Below are 23758 nucleotides of genomic sequence, written 5' to 3' on the forward strand. Positions count from 1 at the left end.
CAGGGGAAATGAGAACCAATCCCCAGCTTGCTACCCCTCTCTAGGTAGTAAAAGAGAAGTCTATCAGGGGAAATGAGAACCAATCCCCAGCTTGGACATTCCAGCGTTGACCGGGTAATGAAGTCTATCAGGGGAAATGAGAACCAATCCCCAGCCCGCGCAAGCGGGGATGCCCCTTTCAACCAAGACTGTATCACCAATAAAACTAACCGGTCTGCACTAACCGGTCCACAACTTCCGCCAGTCCCATCCAGCAATCAAAAACAATGAGTGACACGAATAGCGGAATAATTCAGTTAATCCGAGAAGATAGGGGATTCCCAGCCGCCGGATTAAAAACAGTCAACTTGTGAAGTAAAACCGATTCCTCTGACTGAAATACATCGCTCGCATGGGACACCTGGAGCTCTCTCATAATGAAAGATACTGGCAGGAGCTGCATTGGTTCTGACTGGGCGTTTTGCGGGCAGAGCCTAGTTTCACTCTGTTGCCAATTCCTGTTTCGCGGCGGTGGCTCGCTGTGCCCTGATCTCCGCTACCTGCTGCTTGCGGGTATTGAACCCCATGCGCCACGGGGCGGCTAGGCCTGACTCGGGGGCATGCGGGTTATCGCGCCAAGATTTTCCCTCGTTATAGGCCTGCGCGCCCTCACGGTATGCGGCGGACTGCTCGGCAAAGGTTGGGTACGGCTGTTCAGCAGCCTGCCTGTCCTGCGCACCGACAGCTTTCATTTTCGCGCGCAGTTCCTTGATTCTGTCCTGAATCTTGTTGTTGTAGCGTTCCTGCTGCTCTGCGATTTCAGCGAGTGCCTGCTGCTCGGTGATGGGGGCGAATGAGTCTTGGCCTGCCTTGTCGTAGGCTTCCTTAGCGCGCGGGGTGCGCTCCCAATCACGCAAAGACGGGTTATAAACGCACCAATCTTCCTGGCCGTCGTCTTTGTAGATACTGCCGTTGTGATCCCAGTACTTCGTCATGCGTTTACCCTCCTGAGTGTTTACACGGGGATACTATCCCCCTCCTAATCAAACCGGAATTGCCCTGCTCGTGCGGGAGAGCCCGAAGGCGATAGAACCTCCGCTAACCTCTCCAACGACAATTCAGGGGTCCCAGACCTGATTTGGGACATTAGAAACTTCACGCCACGAGTTTGCACATTGATTGCTATTTATGGCTCGTGCTCAGGGGAAACTTTGATGCTGATTGCAATACTGCTGTGATCTACATTTGGCTCAATAGTGTCGAGATAGTCCCGCACCTGCTGCTCGGCATTGTCAAGGTGAGAAACACTGGTGACATTGTCTTCATCCAGAATCAAATCCCATCCTTTTTCCCACTGCTTAGCGATGACGTGAATAATTGCACTCATCTATGCTCCTTTAAGTGGTGCGGCACAGTTTTAGAAACCTCTCCTGCCCTCACGGGAAACCTATCAGGATGGCCGGATTAGGTTTTCGAACATCGGTGTTCTCTTCAAAGTTGGGAAAACGAGTCAGCCTTACGCGACGTTTCCCTGCCCCCGGGAACATCCCCGCTCACGCAGGGAACCCAAGGGCGATAGAACCTACACTAACCTCTCCGGAGCTTCCGCCAGGCCCAATCAATAATCACGAAGCCAACGAGTGTCACACCGAACAGTGGCGCAACTACCGAGTAGGCAATCAACAGCGCCACAACAGCCGCTGCAACACCCGGGCGAATATCTCGCCAGCGCGTTGGCACCGGGAATCTGCCCGGACGACCACCTCGACCGCGTCCAAACCACATGGCGTACCCGCGCACAATCATCGCCAGCAGAGCAACACCGATCAGCGCCAGGACCAGCTGATTCACCCACCCGAACAGGATGCCCATGTGCGCGTTGATCAGCCATTCGGTCAGCTTCGCCGGCAGCGGCCAGTCCGCAAAATGGATCCGATCGACCATCGCTCCGGTCGACCCGTCAACGGTGACGGTCTCAATGCCCATCCGCCATTCCTCGCGGGCTTCCTTGGCCATCCACACCGTGCCAGCTTCCGGTGGTGTCAGTTCGACTTTCCCGGACAGCCCCTCGGCACGTGCGAGGTTCATAACACTATTCGCCTCTGACCAGTCATAATTCGCTGGCGCAGTTGCAGTTATGGCTGGTTTCGGCGCGTACCAGTCCATCGTCTCGCGCAGCTTAGCAATACCCGTTCCAGCCACCCACGACCACGTCAGGCCGGTGACGGTCAGGAACAAAAGTCCAACGCTGACCGCCAGACCAACATTCGCGTGACGACGCATATGATGCGCCCTCTTACTTGTTCCCTGTGTCCGCTTGCGGCGCGAGCGATCCCACCAGAGCCAAAGGCCACCGATAGCCAGTGCGCCCATCCAGGATGCTGCCGTCTCAGAGTAGAGGCGACCAAAGTTGCTATCAATCCAGAGCCTGCGGTGCCCTTCCGAGATCCAGGCCCGCAGTGGCAGCGCCGCCGAGGAACCGTATTGCACCAGGTCACCTTTGATGCTCAAGTCCCCTGGGTCGACGAACACCGCATGTCGGTAGGACTCCGACTTCAACTGCTCATCGTTGAACATGACTCGCGTTGTCTGTCCCGGCTTTTCCGGGATCTGCACTGCGGTCACCGGCAGTTCAGGATGCACGAGCTGCGCGACCTCAACCTGCTTTTCCAGAGGCTGTGCGGGAAGGCCTGATGTTGCAGTTAGTTCTTCGTGGTAAACCACCTTTTCTATGCTCGGGGCGAGGGCATACGCCACGCCTGTGACAGCTGCAATAACGAGTAGCGGCGCAACGAGGATGCCTGCAACGACATGGATTCGGTGCAGTAATGCTCGTGGCCCACCATTTTTCTGAGTCTGTGCGACGGGGTTTGCGGCTGGCGTTCCAGCGGCATCGCCTGTGGCTATTGAAGTCATGCTCTATTAGTCGGACGAACCGCCTCACTTGTTCCCCAGCAAGCTCACTTTTATTAACTTCCAGGGGTAACCATTTGGCCACGCGCCCCGTTGAAGGCCACCTCGTGCGCAACTATTCGTCGTAAAGCCCGCGTACCCTCGAACACATGGCTTATCCAGACGTGTACCACGCCAATGACAACCGCTATGAGACGATGCCATACAACCGCTCAGGTGACACGGGGCTAAAGCTTCCAGCCATTACGCTGGGACTTTGGCATAACTTTGGTGATGACCGGCCGCTCGAGACGCAGCGTGAGATTCTGCGCACCGCGTTCGACCACGGCGTCACGCACTTCGACCTCGCCAACAATTACGGCCCACCGCAGGGCTCTGCGGAGGCGAATTTCGGTCGCATCATGGCCAAGGATTTCGCTCCCTACCGCGATGAAATGATCATTTCCTCGAAGGCCGGTTGGTACATGCAGGATGGCCCCTACGGCTTCGGCGGCTCGCGGAAATACCTCGTGGCCAGCTGCGATGCCTCACTGAAGCGCATGGGCCTGGATTATGTGGACATTTTCTACCACCACCGCCCCGACCCGGATACGCCTATCGAGGAAACCGTCGCCGCCCTCGACTTCCTCGTCCGCTCGGGTCGCGCACTCTACGTCGGCGTCAGCTCCTACTCCCCCGAGCTCACTCGCCGTGCGCAGAAAATCGCCCGTGAGCTGGGCACTCCGCTGACTATTCACCAGCCGAGCTACTCCATGTTCAACCGTTGGATTGAGGACGAGCTGCTGGCAACCTGCGCCGACGAAGGCATGGGCGTCATCGCCTTTTCCGCGCTTGCGCAGGGTCTTCTCACCGACCGCTATCTAGATGGCGTACCGGAGTCCTCGCGTCTCGGCGCGCACAAGATGAACTCGGGGTTCCTCAACGACGACACGCTCACCGCCATCCGTGAGCTCAACGCCATTGCTTTACGCCGAGGCCAGTCTCTGGCACAGATGGCCATCTCGTGGGTTCTCCGCCGTGACGAAGTGACCTCCGCTCTGATTGGTGCATCGTCGGTGGAGCAGCTGAAAAACAGCCTCGGCGCCCTGGATGCTGCGCCGTTTAGCGATGAAGAACTCGCGGAAATCGACAAGTGGGCCGTCGACCGCGGGATCAATCAGTGGCAGGGCGCTACGGAGTCTGTGTAGTCGGCAGCACATACTCAATCAGCTCATCAATCTGCTCTTCCGCATCCCGTTTAGAGGTGCGGAAGTTGATGCTGACGTGATTGATGCCGAGCTGTCGCTGGGAGTGCAGCAGTTCGATGAGCTTGTTGCGGCCAAGGCGGTACCCGAAGTGACCGCCCTGCGCGGGCGCGCCGGGGTCTTCATGCAGGTCAATCCACAGTGATTCCAGGAAGGGTTTGAACACGTCCTCGCCGCACTCCTTGGCCACCGCTTCCTGCCAATTGGCGATGTTTTTCTTCTGCATCTCCAAACCCTTGTGGTACATGAACCACCCGTCGGTATGCGCGGCCTTCCACTCCAGGCTCTGCTGACAGGAGCCGGTGGCCAACAGCGGAACTCGGCGTGCCAGCGGTTTGGGCACCACGTCCGATCCGCCCATCTTGCCCTCGGACCACCGGATAGGCCGGTAACTGGTGCTGAGGGCCTTTTCATAGACCTCGATGTGCTCGCGGAAACGCTCGCCACGCTTGCCTTTGTCCTGGTTAAAGGCGGGGAACTCCTCGGGTCGGTCGCCGGTGGCAACGCCGAAGAGGAAACGGCCGTCGGAAAGCCTGTCCAGCGTGGCAGCGCGCTTGGCCATCACCAGCGGATGCTGAAAAGGCACGACGATTGCACCGGTGCCGAGTGCGATGTCGCTGGTGTGTGCGGCGATGTAGCTGAGGTACATCCAGGGGTCGTAGACCTGGCCGACGTCGCCGAATGTCTCCACGCGCAGCGGGATGTCGCGTGCCCACACCGCCGCGATGCCTGCGCGTTCGGCTTTCTGGATCAGTCGTATCTGATTGCTCAGTGCGTCCTTGGGCTCGGCTTCGGCGTCCTGTTCGATGGGCAGGCTGAGACCCACCGTGAGTCGGCCCGGCGCGAATGTGCGCTGGTAACCGGGCAATTCGTCGATGGGCTTGTCCGAAAGATCAAACAGCGAGCTCATGGTGCTCAACGGTAGTACAGCTGCCGCCGCACCCGCAGTTAAGCTGGAACCATGCTTGAGGATGTCATCATCGTCGGAGGCGGCCAAGCTGCCCTCGCTACCGCCTACTACCTGCGCAAATACGGCATTGATCCGCTTATTCTGGATAATCAGCCGGCTCCCGGCGGCTCGTGGCGCAGTGTCTGGCCCTCGATGACACTGTTTTCCACCTCAGGTTTCTCCAACCTTCCGGGCATCCAGATGCCCGATTATGACGGCTTCCCGCCCGCTTCCCATGTGATTGACTACCTCAGCTCCTACGAAAAGCGCTACGAACTGCGCGTTCAGCGTCCAGTTTCCGTCACCCATGTCACCCACGACGGCACCTTCCACCTCACCAGCGATGCCGGAGACTTCGAGTCCCACCAACTCATCGCCGCCACCGGCAACCGCCCCTTCGTCCCGCACTACCCCGGCACGACCTCCGCAAAGCAGTGGCATTCGGCCAACTACCCAGGCCCCGAGCCATTCGACGGTTCCCGCGTTGCCGTCGTTGGCGCGGCGAACTCGGGCGCCCAAATTGCCGCTGAACTGGTACTTTCCGACATCGACCCCACCTGGTTCACCCGCCACGAACCGCGCTGGATGCCCGACGACGTCGACGGCCGCGTCCTGTTCAAACGCAACCGTCAGCGAGCACTCGCCATCGCACGTGACGAACCCGACCCCGGCCCCTCCGACAGTATCGGCGACATCGTTGTCCTGCCGTCCGTCCGCAAAGCCCGCGACTCCGGTGCCCTCACCTGGACACCCATGTTCTCTTCGCTTGACGACGTCCACGCGGACCACCTCATCTGGTGCACCGGTTTCCGCCCCGCGCTCAGCCCCTTCCGCAGCGTCGACTCCGACCTCATCGAGTTCGTCGGCTACGGCGACTGGGTTGGCCCCGGTGCAGCCACGATTATGGGTGTTGGCCCCTTCGCTAAGCGCGCGGCTGAGCGGGTGGCTGCTCGTCTGTCAGCATGACCTGCATTAACAACATGTCCAACCAACGCCCGTTCTTTGTCCCTACCTGAGGCAATAGCCCAACGCGCTGGAAACCATACTTTTCGTGCAGCGCAATCGACCCCTCGTTGCTGCCGTCGATTGCTGCCACCAAAACGTGCTTTCCCGCCTCCCGAGCAGCATCAATGGTCACCTGCAAGAGCTTCCCGCCGATGCCCCGGCCCTGAAAGTTCGGATGCACGTAGATGGAGTTTTCCACTGTGTACCGAAACCCGTCGAAGTCACGAAAGTCACTAAAGGTGGCATACCCAGCGACTTCGTCGTCAAGCGTGGCGACGAAAACCGGGTAATCCTTGTCCCAGTGAGCTTCCATCCATGCAATGCGATTCTCCGCACTGACCGTGTCATCGTTCCAGATGGCGACGGTGTTGATTACGGCCTCGTTGTAGATTTCCGCGATTGCCGCGGCGTCCTCCCGCGTTGCTTGCCGAATGATCATGGCTTTGCCCCGTTTTCTGCGCTCCGCCTTTATAGATGCGAGATTATCAAGCTTCCAGTTTCGAACGGGTGTTTTATTTATATTTTTCCGCAACCCCCCATGCGCAACCCGCAAACAACCTGGTAACAAGCGCTTTTGTAGTCAGCCGACACCTACAAAAACCATTCAAAATCTCTCACCATTTCTCTTTACAAGCCAGAACGGCACCTGTACGATAGCAAGTAAGTTCGAAAGAAAACCGACAACCATTGGAACACCAGGGGGATCCAATGAAGTCCGAACAAGTACCCGAACCATATTGGGCTCATGAAAATCCTGAAGATGAGCTCTCAGCACTCGCGCGGGCTACTAACCGCACCCACCTTGAGTTGATTGAAGCCTGCTGCCCTGCAGGCGATGATGACGTTGAAAACCATGCCGCTCGCATCAGCGTTCGGCTGGGAATCACCCGCAGTGAAGCACTGCGTATCTGTGACATTGGCCTATTGCTGGAGAAAATGCCTCAGCTAGCGGCCTACGCCCGGGAAAGCTGCGCATTATCTATGCGGCAACTCGGCATCATTGCACATGGCGTGGTCGGCATCGAGCCTGATCAAATACCCGATGCGGAGAAGAAAATTCTGGCATTGGTTACGCCACGGAAGCGTCGTCAAGCGATGATTGGCCCTCGCACGCTCACTACCAAAATTGGTGATATTGCTGCGGATTTGGACGACCGTGCTCGCGCCGATGGCACAATTCCCACCATCACCGATACGGAATCGGTGACTCTGGTGGAACGTCCCGACAGCTACTCCCAAATCATTCTCACGCTGCGCCCGGACCGCGCCTACTTCGCCATGTGCGCAATTGAAACGGTCTTCCGCGCGAATGAAGAAATGACGCAGGCGGATGCATTTGTGGAACTGATTCACCAGCGCACCAATGCAGAAGTTGTGCTCAATGTTTTCCGCGAGCCCCACAGTGATGACGCCTGGCTGGACGGTGTCGGCTGGCTCGGCGCGCTAGTCACGGAAGAGTGGATGCAAAAGGTGACGCATGTCCGCCTCTCAGCAGACAGCGCCACCAATGGTTACCGTCCAACCCCAGCGCAGGTTGCCCGCGTCCACGGTCGTGACGGCACGTGTCGCTTCCCCGGCTGCGAAGTCCCAGCGTACAAGTGCGATATTGACCATATCGCACCGTACAACCAGGAAGACCCCGAAGCCGGTGGCCCTACCGACACGCAGAATCTGCACTGCCTATGCCGGAAGCACCACAACCTGAAAACCCACAAGCTCTGGGATATCACGGCTTATGAGGACGGCTCAGAGGTGTGGTCCTCTGCCGACGGCATTACCGCGGCGACCGTCCCGGCCGGACCGTTAGCCGGGTTCGGGCGACAGACTTTTGACAAGCGCGCTACTCAGAAGACGAAAGCACGCCATGACCACTACATGAAGTGGTGGCTGTCATTCGCGGCGGTGCCAGATCTAGTCTTTGATGATGGGGAGGATTAACCCAGCGGGCCACCGCAGTTCGGCCATGCGCCAGCACCCTGGGAGGCAAGCACGCGCTCGCCAATCTCAATCTGCTGCTCCTTGGTGGCCTGGTCAGCCGTTGGTGCGTACTGGTCACCGCCGTGTCCGCTCCAGGTCTGCTGCGAGAACTGCAGTCCGCCGTAGTAGCCGTTACCGGTATTGGTCTGCCAATTTCCGCCGGACTCACATGCCGCAACCTGATCCCAGGCGCTAACTGATGCAGCGTTAGCGGCGGCGGTCGGGGCAGCAATCATGCCTGCTGCCACGGCGGCGGATGCGATGAACTTACCGGAAAAACGCATAAAGAGAGAACACTCCTAAAGGGTTGACTTTTCTCTTGGCCGACCAACCTACGCGCACCCTCCCCCGCCCTGTCAACCCGTATCCTGGAAAGCATGTCCGTGGCAGATATCGTCCGCAAGACCGAGAGAAGGATCAACGCGCTGGCCGCCAAGCGTTCCAAAAACGCTGGTTGGGAACCGGAAATCATCGGTTTCACCGGGTACGGAAATGCAGGGCGCGTTCGCGTATTCGGCCGTGTCCTCCTGAAGGATTCGGCCAAAAAACGAGACGAAGAACGAAACAAAAAACGCGGATTTTGGCAGTTCTTTACCGTCGAACTCGCGGACTTTCCCGTCACCATCACTGCCGGCAATCGCACGGTGGAAACCACCACGGATAGCAACGGCTACATCGAGGTGCTGATTCGGAATCACGGCCTCGAACCCGGCTGGCACGAGATCACCATCAACGACACTCCCGCAGAGGTTCTTATCGTCTCCCCGGAAACCAAATACGGCATCGTCTCCGATATTGATGACACCGTGTTGGTCACCATGCTGCCGCGCGCCCTCATCGCCGCCTACAACTCCTGGGTCAAAGAGACAGACGAGCGCAAAGCCGTCGCTGGCTTCAGCGAGTTCTATGCGCAACTTCGCCGTCGTTACGCGAGCAAAACCGATGAGGACACGGACGTTCCCGTTATCTACCTCTCCACCGGCGCGTGGAACACCTTCGGCACACTAAAAAAATTCCTGCACCGCAACAACCTGCCGAAGGGTCCACTGCTACTCACCGATTGGGGGCCAACGCCCACTGGCCTGTTCCGCTCGGGCAAGGAACATAAGAAGGTGCGACTGCGGGACCTGTTTATTGACTTCCCCGAAATCAACTGGATTCTCGTCGGTGATGACGGCCAGTACGACCCGCTCATCTACGGCACAGCCGCAGCAGAACATCCGGATAAGGTCGCGGCAATCGCAATCCGCAACCTCACTCCCAGCGAGCACGTGCTCTCCCACGGCACGGCAGTGCCGATTGAAAAACTGGAGAACACGGAGGTCCCGTTCGTCGAAGGCGCAGACGGCTTTAACCTGCTCAAACAGATCGACCAGCTGCCGCAACCATGATCTACCTCCGCCAGGCCCGTATTCACGATGATGCCGAGCTCCCGGCTTACGTCGTAAAGCTCGCGTTGCCCTTCCCCATGGCCTTCACCACGCCGATTACCATCTTGACCGGCGAAAACGGCAAGGGAAAGTCGACGGTGCTGGAGGCGTTGGCGTCGGCGATGGGGGTCGACACGGACGGTGGCTCGCGGTTTAAAACGCAGGAGCGCACCTCTCCGATTCCGCTCGCGCTGACCAAGCGCAATCCCCCGGATACGTTCTTCTTCCGCGGCGACGCGCACTTAAACCTCGCGCGTTTCTACGCATCGATCGGCAGTCTCCCCGGCGGTGACGGCATGGCGGACCTCACCCAGATGAGTCACGGCCAATCCATCATGGCGCTGGCCAAACGTCGCTTCGGTGCCGAATCGCTGATCTTCCTCGACGAACCCGAGGCCGGACTGTCGGTACTGCGCCAGCTGGAACTCCTCGGCCGTCTCGGCGCGCTCGCAGAAGCCGGCGCGCAGATCATCATGGCGACGCATTCCCCCATCCTGCTCGCCGCACCGGAAGCAATGATCATTTCGCTTGACGACGCCGACACCACCCACTTCGAAGACACCCTCGCGGTACGGGCGACCAGGGATTTCCTAGCCGATCCCGTCGGCATCGCTGACTACATGGTGGAGCGTTTTACTCCGGATTCTTAAGCCCCAGCGATGCCACGACGCCTGCCGCAGACAGTGCTACCGGTAGCCACATGGCATCACTCATGGCGGTAGTGAAGTCGCCACGGTTGCTGCTGAGCGCCGCCGCCATGACGGTGGCAATCAGCGCGCTACCCAGCACACTGCCAATCTGGCGGATGGTGTTGTACACACCGGAGGCGGCACCGGCGAGGGACGGGTCGATGTTGCGGGTGGCAGCCGTCGACAGCGTGCCCCAAATAAACGCGTTTGCCACACCGAATGCGGCACCCGGCAGCAACAGCCACAGCACGGAAAGCTCCTCGTGCATGAGGTAGTGAAACCCGAGCATGCCCACCAGCGAGGACCCAAAACCGATTAGCGCGAACTGGCGGAACTTCAGCCGGTCCAGCATTCGCCCAGTCCACGGCGCCATGACACCGGAAATGAGCGCCTGCGGCACGAGCAGTAGTGAGGCTTGGATGGTCGATAGGTCGCAGGCATTCTGAGCGAAGAGGATAATCGGGAAACCAACCGCGACCACCAGCGCACCCATCACGGCAATCGCCAGCGAGGAGACGGTGAAGTTGCGATCCTTAAAAAGGGACAGCGGCATCAGCGGTTCGGCCGTGGTCTTGGCCTCCCACGCAGTGAACAGTCCAAGAATCACCACGCCACCGGCAATCAATGCCCAGATCCAACCGGACCAGCCGGCACTCTCCCCCTCCTGAATGCCGAAGACCAGCAGGAACATACCAATTGCGTGAGCACGACGCCCAGATAGTCGATCTTGTTGCGGTGCGTCTCGAAGGCCGGCAGATAGCGAAACGCAAAAACGAGCCCAACCAGGCCAATCGGCACATTAATGAGGAAAATCCAGCGCCAACTCAGCAGCTCAATCAACACGCCACCAGCCAGCGGCCCCGTCAGCGAGGCAATTCCGGCCGCCGCTCCCCACAGGCCCATCGCCGCACCGCGATGCGCCGGCGGAAACATCTGCGTAATCAGCGCCATCGTCTGCGGCGTCAACAGCGCGGCCCCCAGTCCCTGCACCACGCGGGCAATGATCAGCATGCTTAACGACGGCGCCAACCCACACGCCAGCGACGCCAACACGAAGATAACCAGGCCCGCTACATAGGTGTGCTTGACTCCCCAGAGGTCACCGAGCCTGCCGGTAATAAGCAACGGCACAGCATAGGCCAGCAGATAACCACTGGTCACCCACATGACCTGGTTGAGCTCACCGCCCAGTTCATGCTGGATGGTGTTGATGCCAACAGTGACAATGGTGGCGTCGACCAGAATCATGAAGAAGCCGAGCAACACGGTCCACAGCGCTGGCCACGCCTTTTTGGGATCAAACTGAGTATTCAAATCTGTAGCCACTCGGAGTCATGTTAGTTGACGGCACGTTCATTATCGGCTTCTCCTACACCAAGAAGCACATGGCGATTGCCCCGGAACGCGCAGGTATTGAAAAGTTCGCCGACGAGTTCGATGCCCGCGGCCTCTCCTACGGCAAAATGATGGTCCGCTTCCCCTGGCCAAAGGACGGCAAGGCCGAGTCCATGCCGCTGGACCTGCTTGCCAAGATGATCGAGTTCAACATGGAGGACAAGCGTGGCATGACCAAGTTTTGGCGGTAGGAAGGTCTCCGTCGAATTTAGTGGCTAGCCCGAAACCACGCTGTCCAGAATCATCGCTGCATCAACAAATCTCTCGGGATGGGGACCCGCGAAGTTCAGGCGTAAATACGGGCCGATTTCCTCGGAGGGAAACCAGTCCCGTCCTGGCGCAACTATCAGTCCCCGTCCTTCGCAACGTTCGGCAACCTCTTGGGGGTCTGTGCCATCGGGAAGCCTGCACCACAAGTTGAGTCCTCCTTGAGGCACGTGTGGAGTTTCCACCGACGGCGCATATCTGGATAAAGCTTCAAGCAAATCATTTCGTCGCTGTCGCAGTGCGACCTGCATATTTTTGAGGTGCGTCGCGTACGCACTTTGCTTGACGACGTCCAGCGCCACGGCCTGCAAAATTCCACTGGTGTACAACGCTTCGGCTGAAACTTCTGCGAGTATCCGCTGAAGAACTGGCCCCTTGGCAATTACTGCCCCTACCCGAACTGCAGGCGAAATCACCTTTGTCAGCGATCGCAGATAGATGACATGCCCTTCGGCATCATCCGCCGCTATCGGAACATCAGGTGCGTCGAATGCGAAATCATGTGCCCAATCGTCCTCAATGAGGAAAGCGTTGAACGCTCTTATGATTTCAATAATTGTTTTACGACGAGCTGTCGACCACCGTTTCCCATGAGGGTTACCGAACGTGGGTTGACCATAAAAAGCTCGTGCAGAACTCGTTCGTAGCAGCCTCTCCAGACTCTCGGGGATTGGCCCCTCATCATCACTTTCCACTGGTAGTAGAGAAATCCCAGCCTGCCGAGCAGCCAGGATTGCACCCCAATATGAAGGCGACTCAATGATGAGTTCCTTCGGTGAAATGGCACGAAAAATAGCACCGAGCCCGCTCTGTGTGCCTGGAACAATAACCACATCGCGCTCATTTGCCCGTACCAGTTGCGAAGCAAACCACTGCCGCAGTTCTGCCATCCCCCGCACCGGTGCTCGTCGATAGGCATCGTGCGATTTACTGACTCTGGTAAGCGCTCTTCGTACCAAGTTCGTTGGCAGCAGAGATTCATCCGGATAACCGGAATGCAGACTGATTGCCTCATCAGTGGAAGCTCTCTGGGTGGCGGCCAGAACCCGTCCGGTATTGGGCTGAGGTCCCAGCGCTCCGACTTGCCAGCTAAAGTCCGCCCGTGGGAGTTGTTGGCGATGCCTGACGAATACCCCCACGCCGACTCGCACTTCTACCAGTCCGCGGGTAGCCAGTTCGTGGATAGCGTTTCGCACTGTCACCGGGCTAACCGAATACGACCGCGTTATTTCACGGCTGGATGGCAGCTTTTCTCCGGCTTTGTGTTGCGCAATCCACGTTTCCAGCTCGCCGACCAACATAGACGTGCTACTGTTAACCATGAATATACATAGTAGCGCTATCGTATCGAAGCGCGCAGTGCTATCCTGCCCAATCCATTTTTCGCATCACCTCGACAATGTTCTCTATGACCTGCGCGGACCAATTCAGGACAAGGCCGACGAGCTACAGCGTCAGGGCGTAAAGGTCATTCCCCTCAATGTCGGAAATCCTGCCCCATTCGGCTTCCGGCCATCTGCAGAGGTACTTTCCGCTATGCACCGTGGCCTCGAGGAAACTTCTGGATACTCAAATTCCCTCGGCCTGAGTGACACCCGTCAGACTGTCGTGGACTACTACTCGCAGAATGAGGACTTCCCCGCCCTCGATAGCGATCACGTTCTCGTCGGAAATGGTGTCTCGGAGCTGGTAAACCTATGTCTACAAGCTCTCATCAACGACGGTGATGAGATCCTCATCCCCTCACCCGACTATCCACTCTGGACCGCATCCACCACCCTCGCCGGCGGAGTCCCCGTGCACTATCTCTGCCTAGAAGAAAATAATTGGCAGCCAGACGTCGATGACATACGCGAGTCCATCACAGCCAAAACTCGGGCGATTGTCATCATCAATCCAAACAATCCCACAGGCGCCATCTACTCACCGGAGACTCTCTCCCAGATTGCCCAGCTCGCACGTGAGCACAATCTAGTGCTGCTTTCCGACGAAATCTACGACCGCATTGTGTACCCTGGAGCCTCATTCACTCCAACAGCTTGCCTAGCGCAGGATGTCCCCTGCTTAACGTTCTCCGGCCTTTCCAAGACGCATCGCTTGGCCGGATTGAGAGCTGGATGGGTGACTGCAACTGGATTTCGCGAACAGGACACCCTGTTTAAAGGAATTCGACTACTGGCCTCAATGCGGATGTGCGCCTCAATTCCGGCCCAGCACGCGATTGCTGCCGTGCTGGGCAAAGAACACAGCATCGACAATTTAGTACGACCCGGTGGCCGCCTCTTCGAACAAAAAGTTGCTGCCACTACAGCACTCAGCAAGATTCCCGGAATCTCGTTCATCGAGCCGCAAGGGGCGCTGTACATTTTCATTCGACTAGACGGCAATATTTACGAAATTGATAAGGATGAGGACTTCGTTCTCTCGTTTCTGGAAGCAGAACACATTCACATCGTCCAAGGCAGCGCTTTCAATGTGAAAGGCGGGACATATGTCCGGATTACTTTTCTTCCTGAGGTCGAGACAATTGAACATTTCGCCGCTCGCTTCGCAGCTCACCTGGAGAAGTACGCTAAGCGCTAGCCCCTACCTACATCGCTAAATCCGCCAGGGCATCCTCATCAATAATGGCCGTCCATCTTCGACCCGCGCAGGTGTTGAAAAGTTCACCGACGAGTTCGATGCCCGCGGCCTCTCCTACGGCAAAATGATGGTCCGCTTCCCCTGGCCAAAGGACGGCAAGGCCGAGTCCATGCCGCTGGACCTGCTAACCAAGATGATTGAGTTCAACATGGAGGACAAGCGCGGGATGACCAAGTTCTGGCGATAGGTCGGGGTTGGTTGCCGGACCTGGAAGCTGTCAAGCGTTTAATGCGCATTCCTTTCCTCAGCGAGATTACGGAGGAATGCGTCTTTGTCGTCGCAGTATATCTCAATCGAGGAAACCATCATTAGCCCCTTGTAAAGATCTTCTGCCACGACTGGCGAATCCACTTCTAGCCTAACGTTCACTTCACTCAAAACAGGCACCCTGAGATTGCCGTCTTCGTCAATTGCTACGCCCCCTCCTTCACCTGCCGTTACGGAGCTCGCATGACGTAAGTGTGACCATGGAATTTCGCAAATAAGCCTTCGCCCATTTCGCAGTACGAGTCCTTGCGGTGTTATGAGATGTGGATGGTTCCGAACAGTTACGTAAAATCCAGATAAAAGAACTACGGCATAAACACTAATTACCAGCAAGAAATATCGCCAAAATGTATTAGAAATAGCAAAATGCACTATGCCGATTTCTACAATGCTCAGCGCTAATACCATAAAAACAACAGTTCGAAGATTTTTGTGCACAGTAAAGGATCTGACTTCACTGTCGACATTTTTCTGAGGTCTAAAGAATGTAAAAGCAGCTATCAGTGAGCTAACTTCCGAAACAAGTAGCGCTAGTATTTTTCGAGGTACGCCAAAAATCTTTGACGTCTCGGACAGCGAAGCAGCCCATGACCTACCATTTCTGAGATAGTCTTGCCGCATACCTCCAAACAGTAAGAGAAGAGCCGCAACTACAACGGCAAGTGGTAACAGGAATACCCAACCCGGCAAACCAGATACCACATTCATAAGAAGGAAAAGAACTACTTCAAGAATAATTGCGGTAACCAGAATTGCTCTAAATATAATTTTCATGCTTACCTTCCGACTATGAACGGACAGACTTTCCTCGGAAGAAGATTCCTCACCATGCAAGCTCTCTCTTAATATTTCTTACACATTCTTGAGTTGATTTTTCACGATATAAACAGGTACCAAATGATCGTTAAAATATGGCCGTGAGCCAAATTCATGACTGAACACCGCTATACCAATGTCGCAGATGGGGTCGACTGCCCTCATGCACATCTCAAAACTATTCGAGTTTTCTTCCACTTTCAATACAAAATCAGTTTTGGGATTTATACTTCCCTTCTCGCGAGCCGGTTGCAATACCAGCTGGCCGACGCATCCGACGACTTGTGGCCACGCTATTCACCTATCGATGCGCTGTAGCGTGGCCACAAGTGAATAGCGCATCGACAAGTGAGAGGGTCTGGCCTACAGCGTGCGCATAAGTGCCGAAAAACCATCGATAAGTCAGGAGAATCCATCGATAAGTGAGAGAAATACAGCGATAAGTCCCCGAAACCTGGCCATAAGTGCCGGACAGGGTTAAAGGAGGGTTACAGGACAAGCTAACAACCTCGGCTCAGCATCCGCCCCTGCTTCAACCCAAGCCCCACTCCAACCCCCACCACAAACAAAAAATCCTCGGAAGCTTTTACACTTCCGAGGATCTTCGCTGTGGGCGAAGGGGGACTTGAACCCCCACGTCCGTAAAGGACACTGGCACCTGAAGCCAGCGCGTCTGCCATTCCGCCACTCGCCCGTGGGAACGAATAGAACTATAACACCCCGCGCTAATACACCACCAAATCCCCAGGCCAGCGCGCGTTTTTCACCACTTTTCAAGCACTTTCCAACGGCATTTAAGACGCCTTTTTCGCACTTAGCAATAGCAACCTACCCCACAAGCGTCGTCACTATTTGATAAACCTCAGCAGTTCCTAGCCCTTAACTGAAGGTGTAGGGCTCTATACTGTTGCTAAAGTATCGATAATTTTTATGCACATTTTTCACGTAACCCGCCGCGGTTTGGCGGGAGAAGGCGAATTTCTTTAGTCAGATGGATTTCCTAGGACGCATCCGCAAGCTCGATAGCTCGCTTCAGCGCGGGCTCGACAACAGCTTTGCGCGCGTGTTCGGCGGCAAGGTTGTCCCGAATGAGTTAGAAGAATGCCTGAAGCAGGAGATTGAAGACTTCCTGATGCAGGACGCCAACGGTCAGTACTTGGCACCCAATGATTTCCGCATTGGCATCAGCGCCGCCGATTACAAAAACCTCTCCGCGTCAGAGCCCAACCTGCCGAATCAATTGGCTGACCGCATGACGCGCTACTGCCGTAACAACGGCTGGGGTTTCACCGGTACCATCAGCGTCCACCTGCAGGCAGTGGAGTCGCTCCACACCGGTCAGTTGAAGACGGCCAGCACTTTCACCGAGGACACCGTAAGCACTTCGGAGTTCGTTCCATTCGACGGCAATGCTGAGAGTGCCGACAATGCCAACACTGACGCAGCCCCGTCGCAAAGCGATGATGAACCTCAAGCCGCAGAGACCTCTGCCGCCTACCACCCACAGCCAGAAGCTGAGCAGTTCCCCACCGCTTCCCGCCCCATCCCCGCGGTCGACCCGGAAGCGGCAACTGAGCTGAGCAACCCGGCCGTGGACGAAGACCAGTCCCAGGAAAAGACGGTCACCCTGCTGTTGCAGGACGGCTCCTCGCGCGTATTCGAGATGCGCCATGGTTCGAACATCATCGGCCGCGGCACTGCTTCCGACTTCCGCCTCCCGGATACTGGTGTTTCCCGCCAGCATGCCGAGATCACGTGGGATGGCCAGGATGCGGTGCTCGTCGATTTGCATTCAACCAACGGCACCATTGTCAATGGCGAACCCATTGATAACTGGCTGCTGGCCGACGGCGACGAAATCTCGCTTGGCCATTCTGTTCTCGAAGTTCAGATTCGCTAGTTAAATCCCCTGATTCAAATCCGCTAAGTAGTGAGGTTTACCAGGTTCAAATGCCACTACCCTAGGTTTGCCGACACATTCCTGGAATAATTACGTCCGTGTGTTCGGTTGCGGACCCACCAGCTCTACATAAGGAGGTTCCTCGGACGTGGAAGCTATCGTTTTTCTGCTTTCGCGCATCGGCGTGCTGGTCGTCCTGTGGTTTTTCATTTGGATGACGCTTCGCACCCTGCGTACAGAAACAACTGGCTCGGCTCCGCTGCGCCCACTTCGGCAGACCAGCAGTGCTCCGGCCAAGCGTTTCCAGCGCTCGCAGACTCCACATCAGCTCCTTGTCACCTCCGGGCCGCTGGCGGGTTCGCGCATGAACCTAAACAACCAACGCGACATCACTATTGGCCGTTCAGAGTCGAATGCCTTCGTCCTCAACGATGATTTCGCCTCGGGCCAGCACGCTCGCGTCATCAACCGCGACGGCATCTGGTACCTGGAGGATCTGGACTCCCGCAATGGCACATTCCTCAATGGTCAGCGCGTGGAACAGCCGGAACGACTGGCTTCGGGTATGGAATTTCGTATTGGCCGTACAACTTTGAGGTTGCAACCATGAGTCTTGCTCTGAATTACACGGCCCGCTCTGACCGCGGCCTCATCCGACAGAACAACGAGGACTCCGCCTATGCGGGTTCGCGTCTGCTCGCGCTTGCCGACGGCATGGGTGGCCACGCCGCCGGAGAAATCGCATCCCAGCTGATGATCGCAGCTGTCTCTCGGTTGGACAATGATCAGCCCGGCCCCGATTTGCTCGAGTCCCTGCGCAGCGCCTGCATAGAGGGCAATAACTCCATTGCGGATGAAATTGAGCAGAACCCCTCTACGCAAGGCATGGGCACTACGCTGACTGCTCTGCTTTTCGACGGCACCCGCCTGGGCATGTGCCATGTCGGTGACTCGCGTGGCTATCTGCTGCGCGACGGGGAGCTCATCCGCATTACCCGGGATGACACTTATGTGCAGTCGCTGGTGGACGAGGGCAATCTCACCGAAGAAGAGGCGGCAATTCACCCTCAGCGCTCACTGATTTTGAAGGCTCTCACCGGTCGCCCGGTGGAGCCTACTTTGTCTTATCGCGATGTCCACGAGGGCGATCGCTACCTGCTGTGCTCGGATGGCCTGTCCGATCCGGTGTCCGCGGACACCATCAAGGATGTGCTCTCGGAGGGGACTCCGGACGAGGCCGCTACCAAGCTCATTGACTACGCGTTGAAGTCCGGTGGTCCGGATAACATCACCGTGGTGGTTGCCGATGTTGTCGATTCGTCGGCACGCACGCCTTACGAGCCCGCCCTGGCCGGTGCCCTGCAGAGTGCGGAGGAGGAACTCCCCCGCCCCAATACTGCAGCGGGTCGCGCGGCGGCACTCCGCCCGCGGAAGTCACAGGAAATTGCAGTGACTTCGGCGCCGGAGAAGAAGGCTTCCAAGGGCAAGTGGCTAGTTGTTTCTGTGGTGCTGGTGCTGGTGGCCGGTTTGGTCGGCCTTGGTATTTGGGGCTGGCAGAAGAAGGAGTCGATGTACCATCTCGCGGTGGTCGACGGGCAGGTGCAGCTGATGCACGGCGTGCCCGGTAGTTTGCTGGGCTTCGATCTGCAAGAGCCACATCAGTTCATCTGTTTGACCGATGACAACGAGGTTCAGCTTCCTCCGGCTGGGACGCCGAAGGAGAAGGTCAACTGCCACATCATGACGCCGGAAGATCTCTCGCCGGCGGCACGCAATTCGCTGGAAGGTCTGCCGGCTGATTCCTACGACGGTGTCAGCGACCAGATTGGCCGTTTGGCGGAGTCGGCACTGCCGGTATGTCTGTCCGTGTCCGACGACGACAAGGATGCAACTTCCGCCGACAAGAAGGATGAAAAGCTGGGTTCGAAGCCAGGAGTCAACTGTAGGCAGGTGCGAAAATGAGTGAAACTACCGCGAAGCGACAGCTTCGGATGAAGGAAATGCTCCTGCTGCTGCTGTCGGCAGGATTGTTGCTTTTGGCACTTATTTCGCTGGAACTGGCTCAGGGCAACTCGCTGACCGCCGATGTCTTTTACATCATTGGCGGATTCTTTGTGATCTTTGCAGTGGCGCATATCGCGCTGACCTTTGTGGCACCCAACGCCGATCAAGTGATGCTGCCGGTTGCAGCCACTCTCAACGCCTTGGGGTTGGTGATGATCCACCGCCTCGACCTGGCCAATGACACCTCGTTAGTGCGCAACCAGATCATGTGGACCGTACTCAGTGTCGCACTGTTTATCGGCGTGATCGTCCTGCTGCGCAACCATCACTCACTGTCGCAGTACTCGTATCTGCTGGGTCTCGGCGGCTTGATTCTGTTGGCGCTACCGCTGGTGTGGCCGTCGTCGATTAATGCTGATGCCCGCATCTGGATTTCCATCGGCCCGTTTTCCATGCAGCCTGGTGAGTTTGCCAAGGTCATGTTGCTGATCTTCTTCGCACAGCTGCTGGTGAATAAGCGCTCGCTGTTCAATGTGGCGGGTAAGCGTTTCCTGGGCATTGATTTCCCGCGTGTTCGCGATCTGGGCCCGATTCTGCTGATCTGGGGCATCGCTACTGTCATCATGGCTCTGCAGAATGACTTTGGTCCGGCGCTGGTGCTCTTCGGCACTGTGCTGGCAATGCTCTACGCTGCCACCGGTCGTGGTTCCTGGCTCATCATCGGCATGGGGCTGGTGACCATCGGTGTTGTCGGTGTCTACATGGTTTCGGACAAGATTCAGGCGCGAGTCACGCATTTCCTGGATCCGTTGGGCTCCTACGACGAGGGTGGCTACCAGCTCTCCCAGGGGCTGTTCGGCATGAGCTGGGGTGGCATCGGTGGCACCGGTCTGGGCCAGGGCTACCCACAGAACATTCCGGTGGCACACTCTGACTTCATCCTCTCCGCCTTTGGCGAGGAGCTCGGTTTTACCGGTCTGAGTGCCATCATCCTGCTGTTCGCGATTCTGATTTCGCGCGGTATTTCGGCGAGCTTGGCGGTACGTGATTCCTTCGGCAAGCTGCTGGCGGCCGGCATCGCATTCTCGATGGCCATTCAGCTGTTCGTGGTTGCAGCCGGTGTTTCCAAGCTGATGCCACTAACCGGTCTGACTACACCGTTCATGTCAGCCGGTGGTTCCTCACTGCTGGCCAGCTACATCATGTTGGCCATCGTGCTGCGCGTCTCTGACGAGGCCAACCGCCCCTGGGGCATTCCAAGCAACCCTTCGGGCCTCAACGACAATGCCAACGCATCTCAGGGGGTGAACTAGTAGATGAATAAGACCATTCGCCAAATCTTTGTTGTCGTTCTCGGACTCTTCGTTCTTCTACTGGCGAACCTGACCTACATCCAGGGCTTCCAGGAGGATAAGTACGCCCACAATCCGCTGAATAGCCGCCAGTTCCTGGAGGAAAAGTCCAAACCTCGCGGCCAAATCACCACTGACGGCGACATTCTGGCCCACTCGGTCAAGGGCGATAACGGCTTCTATGACCGCAGCTACGACACCGACCCGGAGGCATATGCCGCGGTGGTCGGATACCTGTCGGACATCTACGGCTCCGCCGGTATCGAACGCTCCCAAAACGAGATCTTGAACGGCAGCGACCCTTCGCTGTTTACCTCCCGCGCCCTCGACATGGTCACGGGCAAGGAACCTTCTGGAGCTTCCGCAGAGTTGACGCTGTTGCCGAACGCTCAGCGGACTGCGTACCAACAACTCGCTGAACGCGGCTACGTCGGCTCCGCCGTCGCCATTCGCCCATCGACGGGTGAAATTCTCGCGATGGCCTCCACACCGTCGTTCAACCCAAATAACATCGCGGCCGGCGACGAGAGTACCTGGCAGTCCCTCAATAACAATGAGGGCGCACCGCTGCTCAACCACGCCACTCAGCGTCCGCTGCCGCCGGGTTCCACTTTCAAGGTGTTGACCACGGTCACGGCACTGGAGCAAGGCGCCTCCCCGGACACCTCAGTCACTGGCGCACCGCAGATTACGCTGCCGGATACCACCACTACGTTGGAAAACTACGGTGGCTCGACCTGTGGCGGGGCTACTACGACTCTCCGCCAGGCTTTCGCACAGTCCTGTAATACGGCGTTCGCGGAGCTCGGTATGCAGTACGGGGCCGATGCACTCAAGGACGTCGCCAAGCGATTCGGCATCGGTGAGACCCACGACGACGCGGGCCTGCCGATTCAGCCCTCCACCGTCGGTGAGATTCCGGATCAGTCCTCGCTGGGGCAAACCTCCATTGGTCAGCGCGACGTGTCCTTTACGCCACTGGACAACGCCATCATCGCCGCCACGATTGCCAACGGTGGCGTGCGCATGGAACCCCAGATCATCAAATCGGTGCGCGGTGCCGACCTCTCCGAGATCAAGTCCTTCAAGCCGATTGAAGCCGGCGAGGCGATTTCGCCGGAGATCGCAGAAACCGTAACTGAGCTGATGCGCGGTTCCGAGTCACATTCGGGCGGTAACGGTTCGCGTATCGCCTCCAAGACCGGTACCGCGGAACACGGTGCTGTCCGCGGCGAGTACGCACCGCACGTTTGGTACATCGCCTTCGCTCCGAACTCCGATGTCGCCGTGGCTGTCGTCGTAGAAAACGGTGGCGGCCAAGGCCAGGGCGCTACCGGTGCCTCCGTTGCTGCCCCGATTGGCCGCGCGCTCATTAACGCGGTCGAACAGGCAGGTGGATAAGTATGGATGCCCACCAAGTTCAAGACATCGTCGGCAACCGCTATCACGTACGCCGTCTGCTCGGCCGTGGCGGTATGTCCACCGTCTGGCTTGCCGACGACGCCACCAGCGGCGAACTAGTTGCGATCAAACTTCTGAATCAGGAGTACTCGGACAACTACGAGTTCCGACAGCGCTTCCAGAACGAAGCCGCTGCTGCACGCAGCGTCAACAGCCCAAACGTGGTGAAGATTGTCACGTACGAGGAAGGCGATATCGGCAGCCACGGCGCGTGTTACATCGTCATGGAGTACATCCGTGGCGAATCTCTGTCGCAGGTGCTGCAGCGACGTCGCACCCTGCCAGAGCACCTGATGCTCGACGTGCTGGAGCAGACTGCGCACGGCCTGTCGGCAATTCACGCTGCGAACCTTGTCCACCGCGACATTAAGCCGGGCAACCTGCTGGTGACGCCGGAGGGCACCGTGAAGATTACCGACTTTGGCATTGCCAAGGCCGCCGAAGCGGTGCCTCTGACGCGTACCGGCATGGTCGTCGGTACCGCACAGTATGTCTCGCCGGAGCAGGCGCAGGGCAAACAGGTGAGTCCGGCGACTGACATTTACTCGCTTGGCTGTGTCGCCTACGAAATGGTGGCCGGCGCCCGCCCCTTCCAGGGCGACTCCACCGTCGCGGTTGCCGTGGCACACATCAACGAGGCACCGCCTGCGTTGGCGCCGACGGTCAATCCGCATATCCGCGAACTTATCGGCATTATGCTGCGCAAGAATCCGCAGCGTCGCTATGCCGATGGCCGCGAGCTGGCACAGGCTGTTTTGCGAGTGCGCGCGGGGCACCGCCCACCGCAGCCGCGTGGTGTGACCCCAACGGTGCACCGTCAATCCAACGCTGCCAACCCGGCGACCACCGAACTCGGTGCCATGACGCGACCGCCCATGCCGGTGTCGCAACCACAGCAGCAGCCACAGCGGCCACAGCAGCAACCCACTCGGCAGCGAAAGCCGGCAAAGAAGCGCAGCGGCTGCGGTTGTGGCTGCGGCAGCATTGTGCTGTTGGTGCTGCTAGTGTTGCTGGCCGGTGCTATCGCTGTTGTCTATTCGCTGTCGACAACCGGTTCACTGCCAACCATTCCAAACTTGGAGCAGTACATTCCGAACCAGTCACAGCAGCAAACCACAGAAGAAAACCCTGACTCCAACAACGGTTCCGGTTACGGTTGGTCGGACGACAATTCCGGTAACTGGGGAAATAACGACGGTGGCAGCTACGGCGACAACTCTGGTGAAAACTACGGTGGCAACAATGACGGTGCTTCTGACAGCTCCACTGAACAGGACACCAGCGAGACCGCCCCGGATACTTCCGAACCGACTCAGGATTCGGGCAACGACAATAGCGACGACTCCACTGGCGGTGGTCTGCCCGGTATTCAACTGCCCCCGGAAAATGGGTCCGGTAATACCTTGGGGACTCCAGATGCACAGTAATATTCAGGTACAAGATGTTTTGGTGGAAATCCTTCCGAAG

Annotated in this window: 24 protein-coding genes and 1 tRNA gene; 14 read left to right on the forward strand and 11 right to left on the reverse strand. The window is 57.5% G+C overall.

The window, feature by feature from the left end:
* Nucleotides 1–479: 479 nt before the first annotated feature.
* From HMPREF2708_RS04640 to HMPREF2708_RS04650, 3 genes are all read right to left on the reverse strand, one after another.
* Entirely contained in the window at nt 480–974 is a 495-nt protein-coding gene (locus HMPREF2708_RS04640) for a hypothetical protein (RefSeq protein WP_070832912.1), read from the reverse strand.
* Between the two features lie 191 nt (nt 975–1165).
* Complete coding sequence (locus HMPREF2708_RS04645; protein ID WP_070832916.1) at nt 1166–1366, reverse strand: hypothetical protein; 201 nt, start codon at nt 1364–1366, stop codon at nt 1166–1168.
* A 200-nt stretch (nt 1367–1566) separates the two neighbouring features.
* On the reverse strand, nt 1567–2895 hold the full coding sequence (locus HMPREF2708_RS04650; RefSeq protein WP_070832919.1) for a PepSY-associated TM helix domain-containing protein: 1329 nt from the start codon (nt 2893–2895) through the stop codon (nt 1567–1569).
* Between the two features lie 146 nt (nt 2896–3041).
* Here HMPREF2708_RS04650 and HMPREF2708_RS04655 point away from each other — a divergent pair, with 146 nt between their 5' ends.
* Nucleotides 3042–4079, forward strand: a complete 1038-nt coding sequence (locus tag HMPREF2708_RS04655) for an aldo/keto reductase (protein ID WP_070832922.1) — start codon at nt 3042–3044, stop codon at nt 4077–4079.
* Here HMPREF2708_RS04655 and HMPREF2708_RS04660 read toward each other — a convergent pair.
* Nucleotides 4063–5046 carry an LLM class oxidoreductase gene (locus tag HMPREF2708_RS04660; RefSeq protein ID WP_070832924.1) on the reverse strand — a complete coding sequence of 328 codons (984 nt, stop codon included), beginning with the start codon at nt 5044–5046 and terminating at the stop codon, nt 4063–4065. The two genes, HMPREF2708_RS04655 and HMPREF2708_RS04660, sit on opposite strands and share 17 nt — an antisense overlap.
* Before the next feature lie 51 nt (nt 5047–5097).
* Here HMPREF2708_RS04660 and HMPREF2708_RS04665 point away from each other — a divergent pair, with 51 nt between their 5' ends.
* Nucleotides 5098–6051 (forward strand): NAD(P)-binding domain-containing protein, encoded by a 954-nt coding sequence (locus tag HMPREF2708_RS04665; protein WP_070832927.1) that lies wholly within the window; start codon nt 5098–5100, stop codon nt 6049–6051.
* On the opposite strand, the gene HMPREF2708_RS04670 is transcribed toward HMPREF2708_RS04665, so the two are convergent.
* Nucleotides 6008–6529, reverse strand: coding sequence for a GNAT family N-acetyltransferase (locus tag HMPREF2708_RS04670; RefSeq protein ID WP_070832930.1), 522 nt, complete (start codon nt 6527–6529; stop codon nt 6008–6010). The two genes, HMPREF2708_RS04665 and HMPREF2708_RS04670, sit on opposite strands and share 44 nt — an antisense overlap.
* A 269-nt stretch (nt 6530–6798) precedes the next feature.
* Here HMPREF2708_RS04670 and HMPREF2708_RS04675 point away from each other — a divergent pair, with 269 nt between their 5' ends.
* A complete protein-coding gene (locus tag HMPREF2708_RS04675) occupies nt 6799–8028 on the forward strand; it encodes an HNH endonuclease signature motif containing protein (RefSeq protein ID WP_070832933.1) in 1230 nt (409 codons plus the stop codon).
* Here the strand turns inward: HMPREF2708_RS04675 and HMPREF2708_RS04680 are convergent.
* Nucleotides 8025–8351, reverse strand: coding sequence for a transglycosylase family protein (locus HMPREF2708_RS04680; RefSeq protein WP_005511827.1), 327 nt, complete (start codon nt 8349–8351; stop codon nt 8025–8027). The two genes, HMPREF2708_RS04675 and HMPREF2708_RS04680, sit on opposite strands and share 4 nt — an antisense overlap.
* Nucleotides 8352–8444: 93 nt before the next feature.
* Here HMPREF2708_RS04680 and HMPREF2708_RS04685 point away from each other — a divergent pair, with 93 nt between their 5' ends.
* Both HMPREF2708_RS04685 and HMPREF2708_RS04690 read left to right on the forward strand, forming a co-directional pair.
* Nucleotides 8445–9458 carry an App1 family protein gene (locus tag HMPREF2708_RS04685; RefSeq protein WP_070832937.1) on the forward strand — a complete coding sequence of 338 codons (1014 nt, stop codon included), beginning with the start codon at nt 8445–8447 and terminating at the stop codon, nt 9456–9458.
* Complete coding sequence (locus tag HMPREF2708_RS04690; RefSeq protein WP_070832939.1) at nt 9455–10147, forward strand: AAA family ATPase; 693 nt, start codon at nt 9455–9457, stop codon at nt 10145–10147. The genes HMPREF2708_RS04685 and HMPREF2708_RS04690 overlap by 4 nt, the downstream gene beginning before the upstream one ends.
* Here HMPREF2708_RS04690 and HMPREF2708_RS11240 read toward each other — a convergent pair.
* Nucleotides 10131–10877, reverse strand: a complete 747-nt coding sequence (locus HMPREF2708_RS11240; protein ID WP_246840337.1) for an MFS transporter — start codon at nt 10875–10877, stop codon at nt 10131–10133. The genes HMPREF2708_RS04690 and HMPREF2708_RS11240 overlap by 17 nt on opposite strands.
* Nucleotides 10808–11512, reverse strand: a complete 705-nt coding sequence (locus HMPREF2708_RS11245; RefSeq protein WP_246840338.1) for an MFS transporter — start codon at nt 11510–11512, stop codon at nt 10808–10810. The genes HMPREF2708_RS11240 and HMPREF2708_RS11245 overlap by 70 nt, the downstream gene beginning before the upstream one ends.
* 8 nt (nt 11513–11520) lie before the next feature.
* Here HMPREF2708_RS11245 and HMPREF2708_RS04700 point away from each other — a divergent pair, with 8 nt between their 5' ends.
* Complete coding sequence (locus tag HMPREF2708_RS04700) at nt 11521–11772, forward strand: iron chaperone (protein WP_246840339.1); 252 nt, start codon at nt 11521–11523, stop codon at nt 11770–11772.
* A gap of 24 nt (nt 11773–11796) precedes the next feature.
* Here the strand turns inward: HMPREF2708_RS04700 and HMPREF2708_RS04705 are convergent, their stop codons facing one another.
* A complete protein-coding gene (locus HMPREF2708_RS04705) occupies nt 11797–13170 on the reverse strand; it encodes an aminotransferase-like domain-containing protein (protein WP_070832942.1) in 1374 nt (457 codons plus the stop codon).
* Between HMPREF2708_RS04705 and HMPREF2708_RS04710 the strand changes: the two genes are divergently transcribed.
* Together HMPREF2708_RS04710 and HMPREF2708_RS11365 are read left to right on the forward strand one after the other, a co-directional pair.
* Nucleotides 13169–14431 carry an aminotransferase class I/II-fold pyridoxal phosphate-dependent enzyme gene (locus tag HMPREF2708_RS04710; RefSeq protein ID WP_070832945.1) on the forward strand — a complete coding sequence of 421 codons (1263 nt, stop codon included), beginning with the start codon at nt 13169–13171 and terminating at the stop codon, nt 14429–14431. The two genes, HMPREF2708_RS04705 and HMPREF2708_RS04710, sit on opposite strands and share 2 nt — an antisense overlap.
* A gap of 124 nt (nt 14432–14555) precedes the next feature.
* Nucleotides 14556–14678 carry a hypothetical protein gene (locus tag HMPREF2708_RS11365; protein ID WP_255468945.1) on the forward strand — a complete coding sequence of 41 codons (123 nt, stop codon included), beginning with the start codon at nt 14556–14558 and terminating at the stop codon, nt 14676–14678.
* A 38-nt stretch (nt 14679–14716) separates the two neighbouring features.
* On the opposite strand, the gene HMPREF2708_RS04720 is transcribed toward HMPREF2708_RS11365, so the two are convergent.
* Nucleotides 14717–15532 carry a hypothetical protein gene (locus HMPREF2708_RS04720; RefSeq protein ID WP_070832948.1) on the reverse strand — a complete coding sequence of 272 codons (816 nt, stop codon included), beginning with the start codon at nt 15530–15532 and terminating at the stop codon, nt 14717–14719.
* Nucleotides 15533–16184: 652 nt separating this feature from the next.
* Nucleotides 16185–16268, reverse strand: a tRNA-Leu gene (locus HMPREF2708_RS04725).
* Nucleotides 16269–16565: 297 nt separating this feature from the next.
* Here HMPREF2708_RS04725 and HMPREF2708_RS04730 point away from each other — a divergent pair.
* From HMPREF2708_RS04730 to HMPREF2708_RS04755, 6 genes are all read left to right on the forward strand, one after another.
* Entirely contained in the window at nt 16566–17474 is a 909-nt protein-coding gene (locus HMPREF2708_RS04730) for a DUF3662 and FHA domain-containing protein (RefSeq protein ID WP_070832951.1), read from the forward strand.
* Nucleotides 17475–17622: 148 nt separating this feature from the next.
* Nucleotides 17623–18084, forward strand: a complete 462-nt coding sequence (locus HMPREF2708_RS04735) for an FHA domain-containing protein FhaB/FipA (protein ID WP_005511899.1) — start codon at nt 17623–17625, stop codon at nt 18082–18084.
* Nucleotides 18081–19436 carry a PP2C family protein-serine/threonine phosphatase gene (locus tag HMPREF2708_RS04740; RefSeq protein ID WP_070832953.1) on the forward strand — a complete coding sequence of 452 codons (1356 nt, stop codon included), beginning with the start codon at nt 18081–18083 and terminating at the stop codon, nt 19434–19436. Before HMPREF2708_RS04735 ends, HMPREF2708_RS04740 begins: the two co-directional genes overlap by 4 nt.
* Nucleotides 19433–20791, forward strand: a complete 1359-nt coding sequence (locus HMPREF2708_RS04745; protein ID WP_070832956.1) for an FtsW/RodA/SpoVE family cell cycle protein — start codon at nt 19433–19435, stop codon at nt 20789–20791. Before HMPREF2708_RS04740 ends, HMPREF2708_RS04745 begins: the two co-directional genes overlap by 4 nt.
* A gap of 3 nt (nt 20792–20794) precedes the next feature.
* Nucleotides 20795–22231 (forward strand): penicillin-binding transpeptidase domain-containing protein, encoded by a 1437-nt coding sequence (locus HMPREF2708_RS04750; RefSeq protein WP_070832959.1) that lies wholly within the window; start codon nt 20795–20797, stop codon nt 22229–22231.
* Between the two features lie 2 nt (nt 22232–22233).
* A complete protein-coding gene (locus HMPREF2708_RS04755) occupies nt 22234–23718 on the forward strand; it encodes a serine/threonine-protein kinase (protein WP_070832961.1) in 1485 nt (494 codons plus the stop codon).
* The last annotated feature ends 40 nt before the right edge of the window (nt 23719–23758 follow it).

Source organism: Corynebacterium sp. HMSC073H12 (genome assembly GCF_001837775.1).
GTDB classification, from domain to species: Bacteria; Actinomycetota; Actinomycetes; order Mycobacteriales; family Mycobacteriaceae; genus Corynebacterium; species Corynebacterium amycolatum.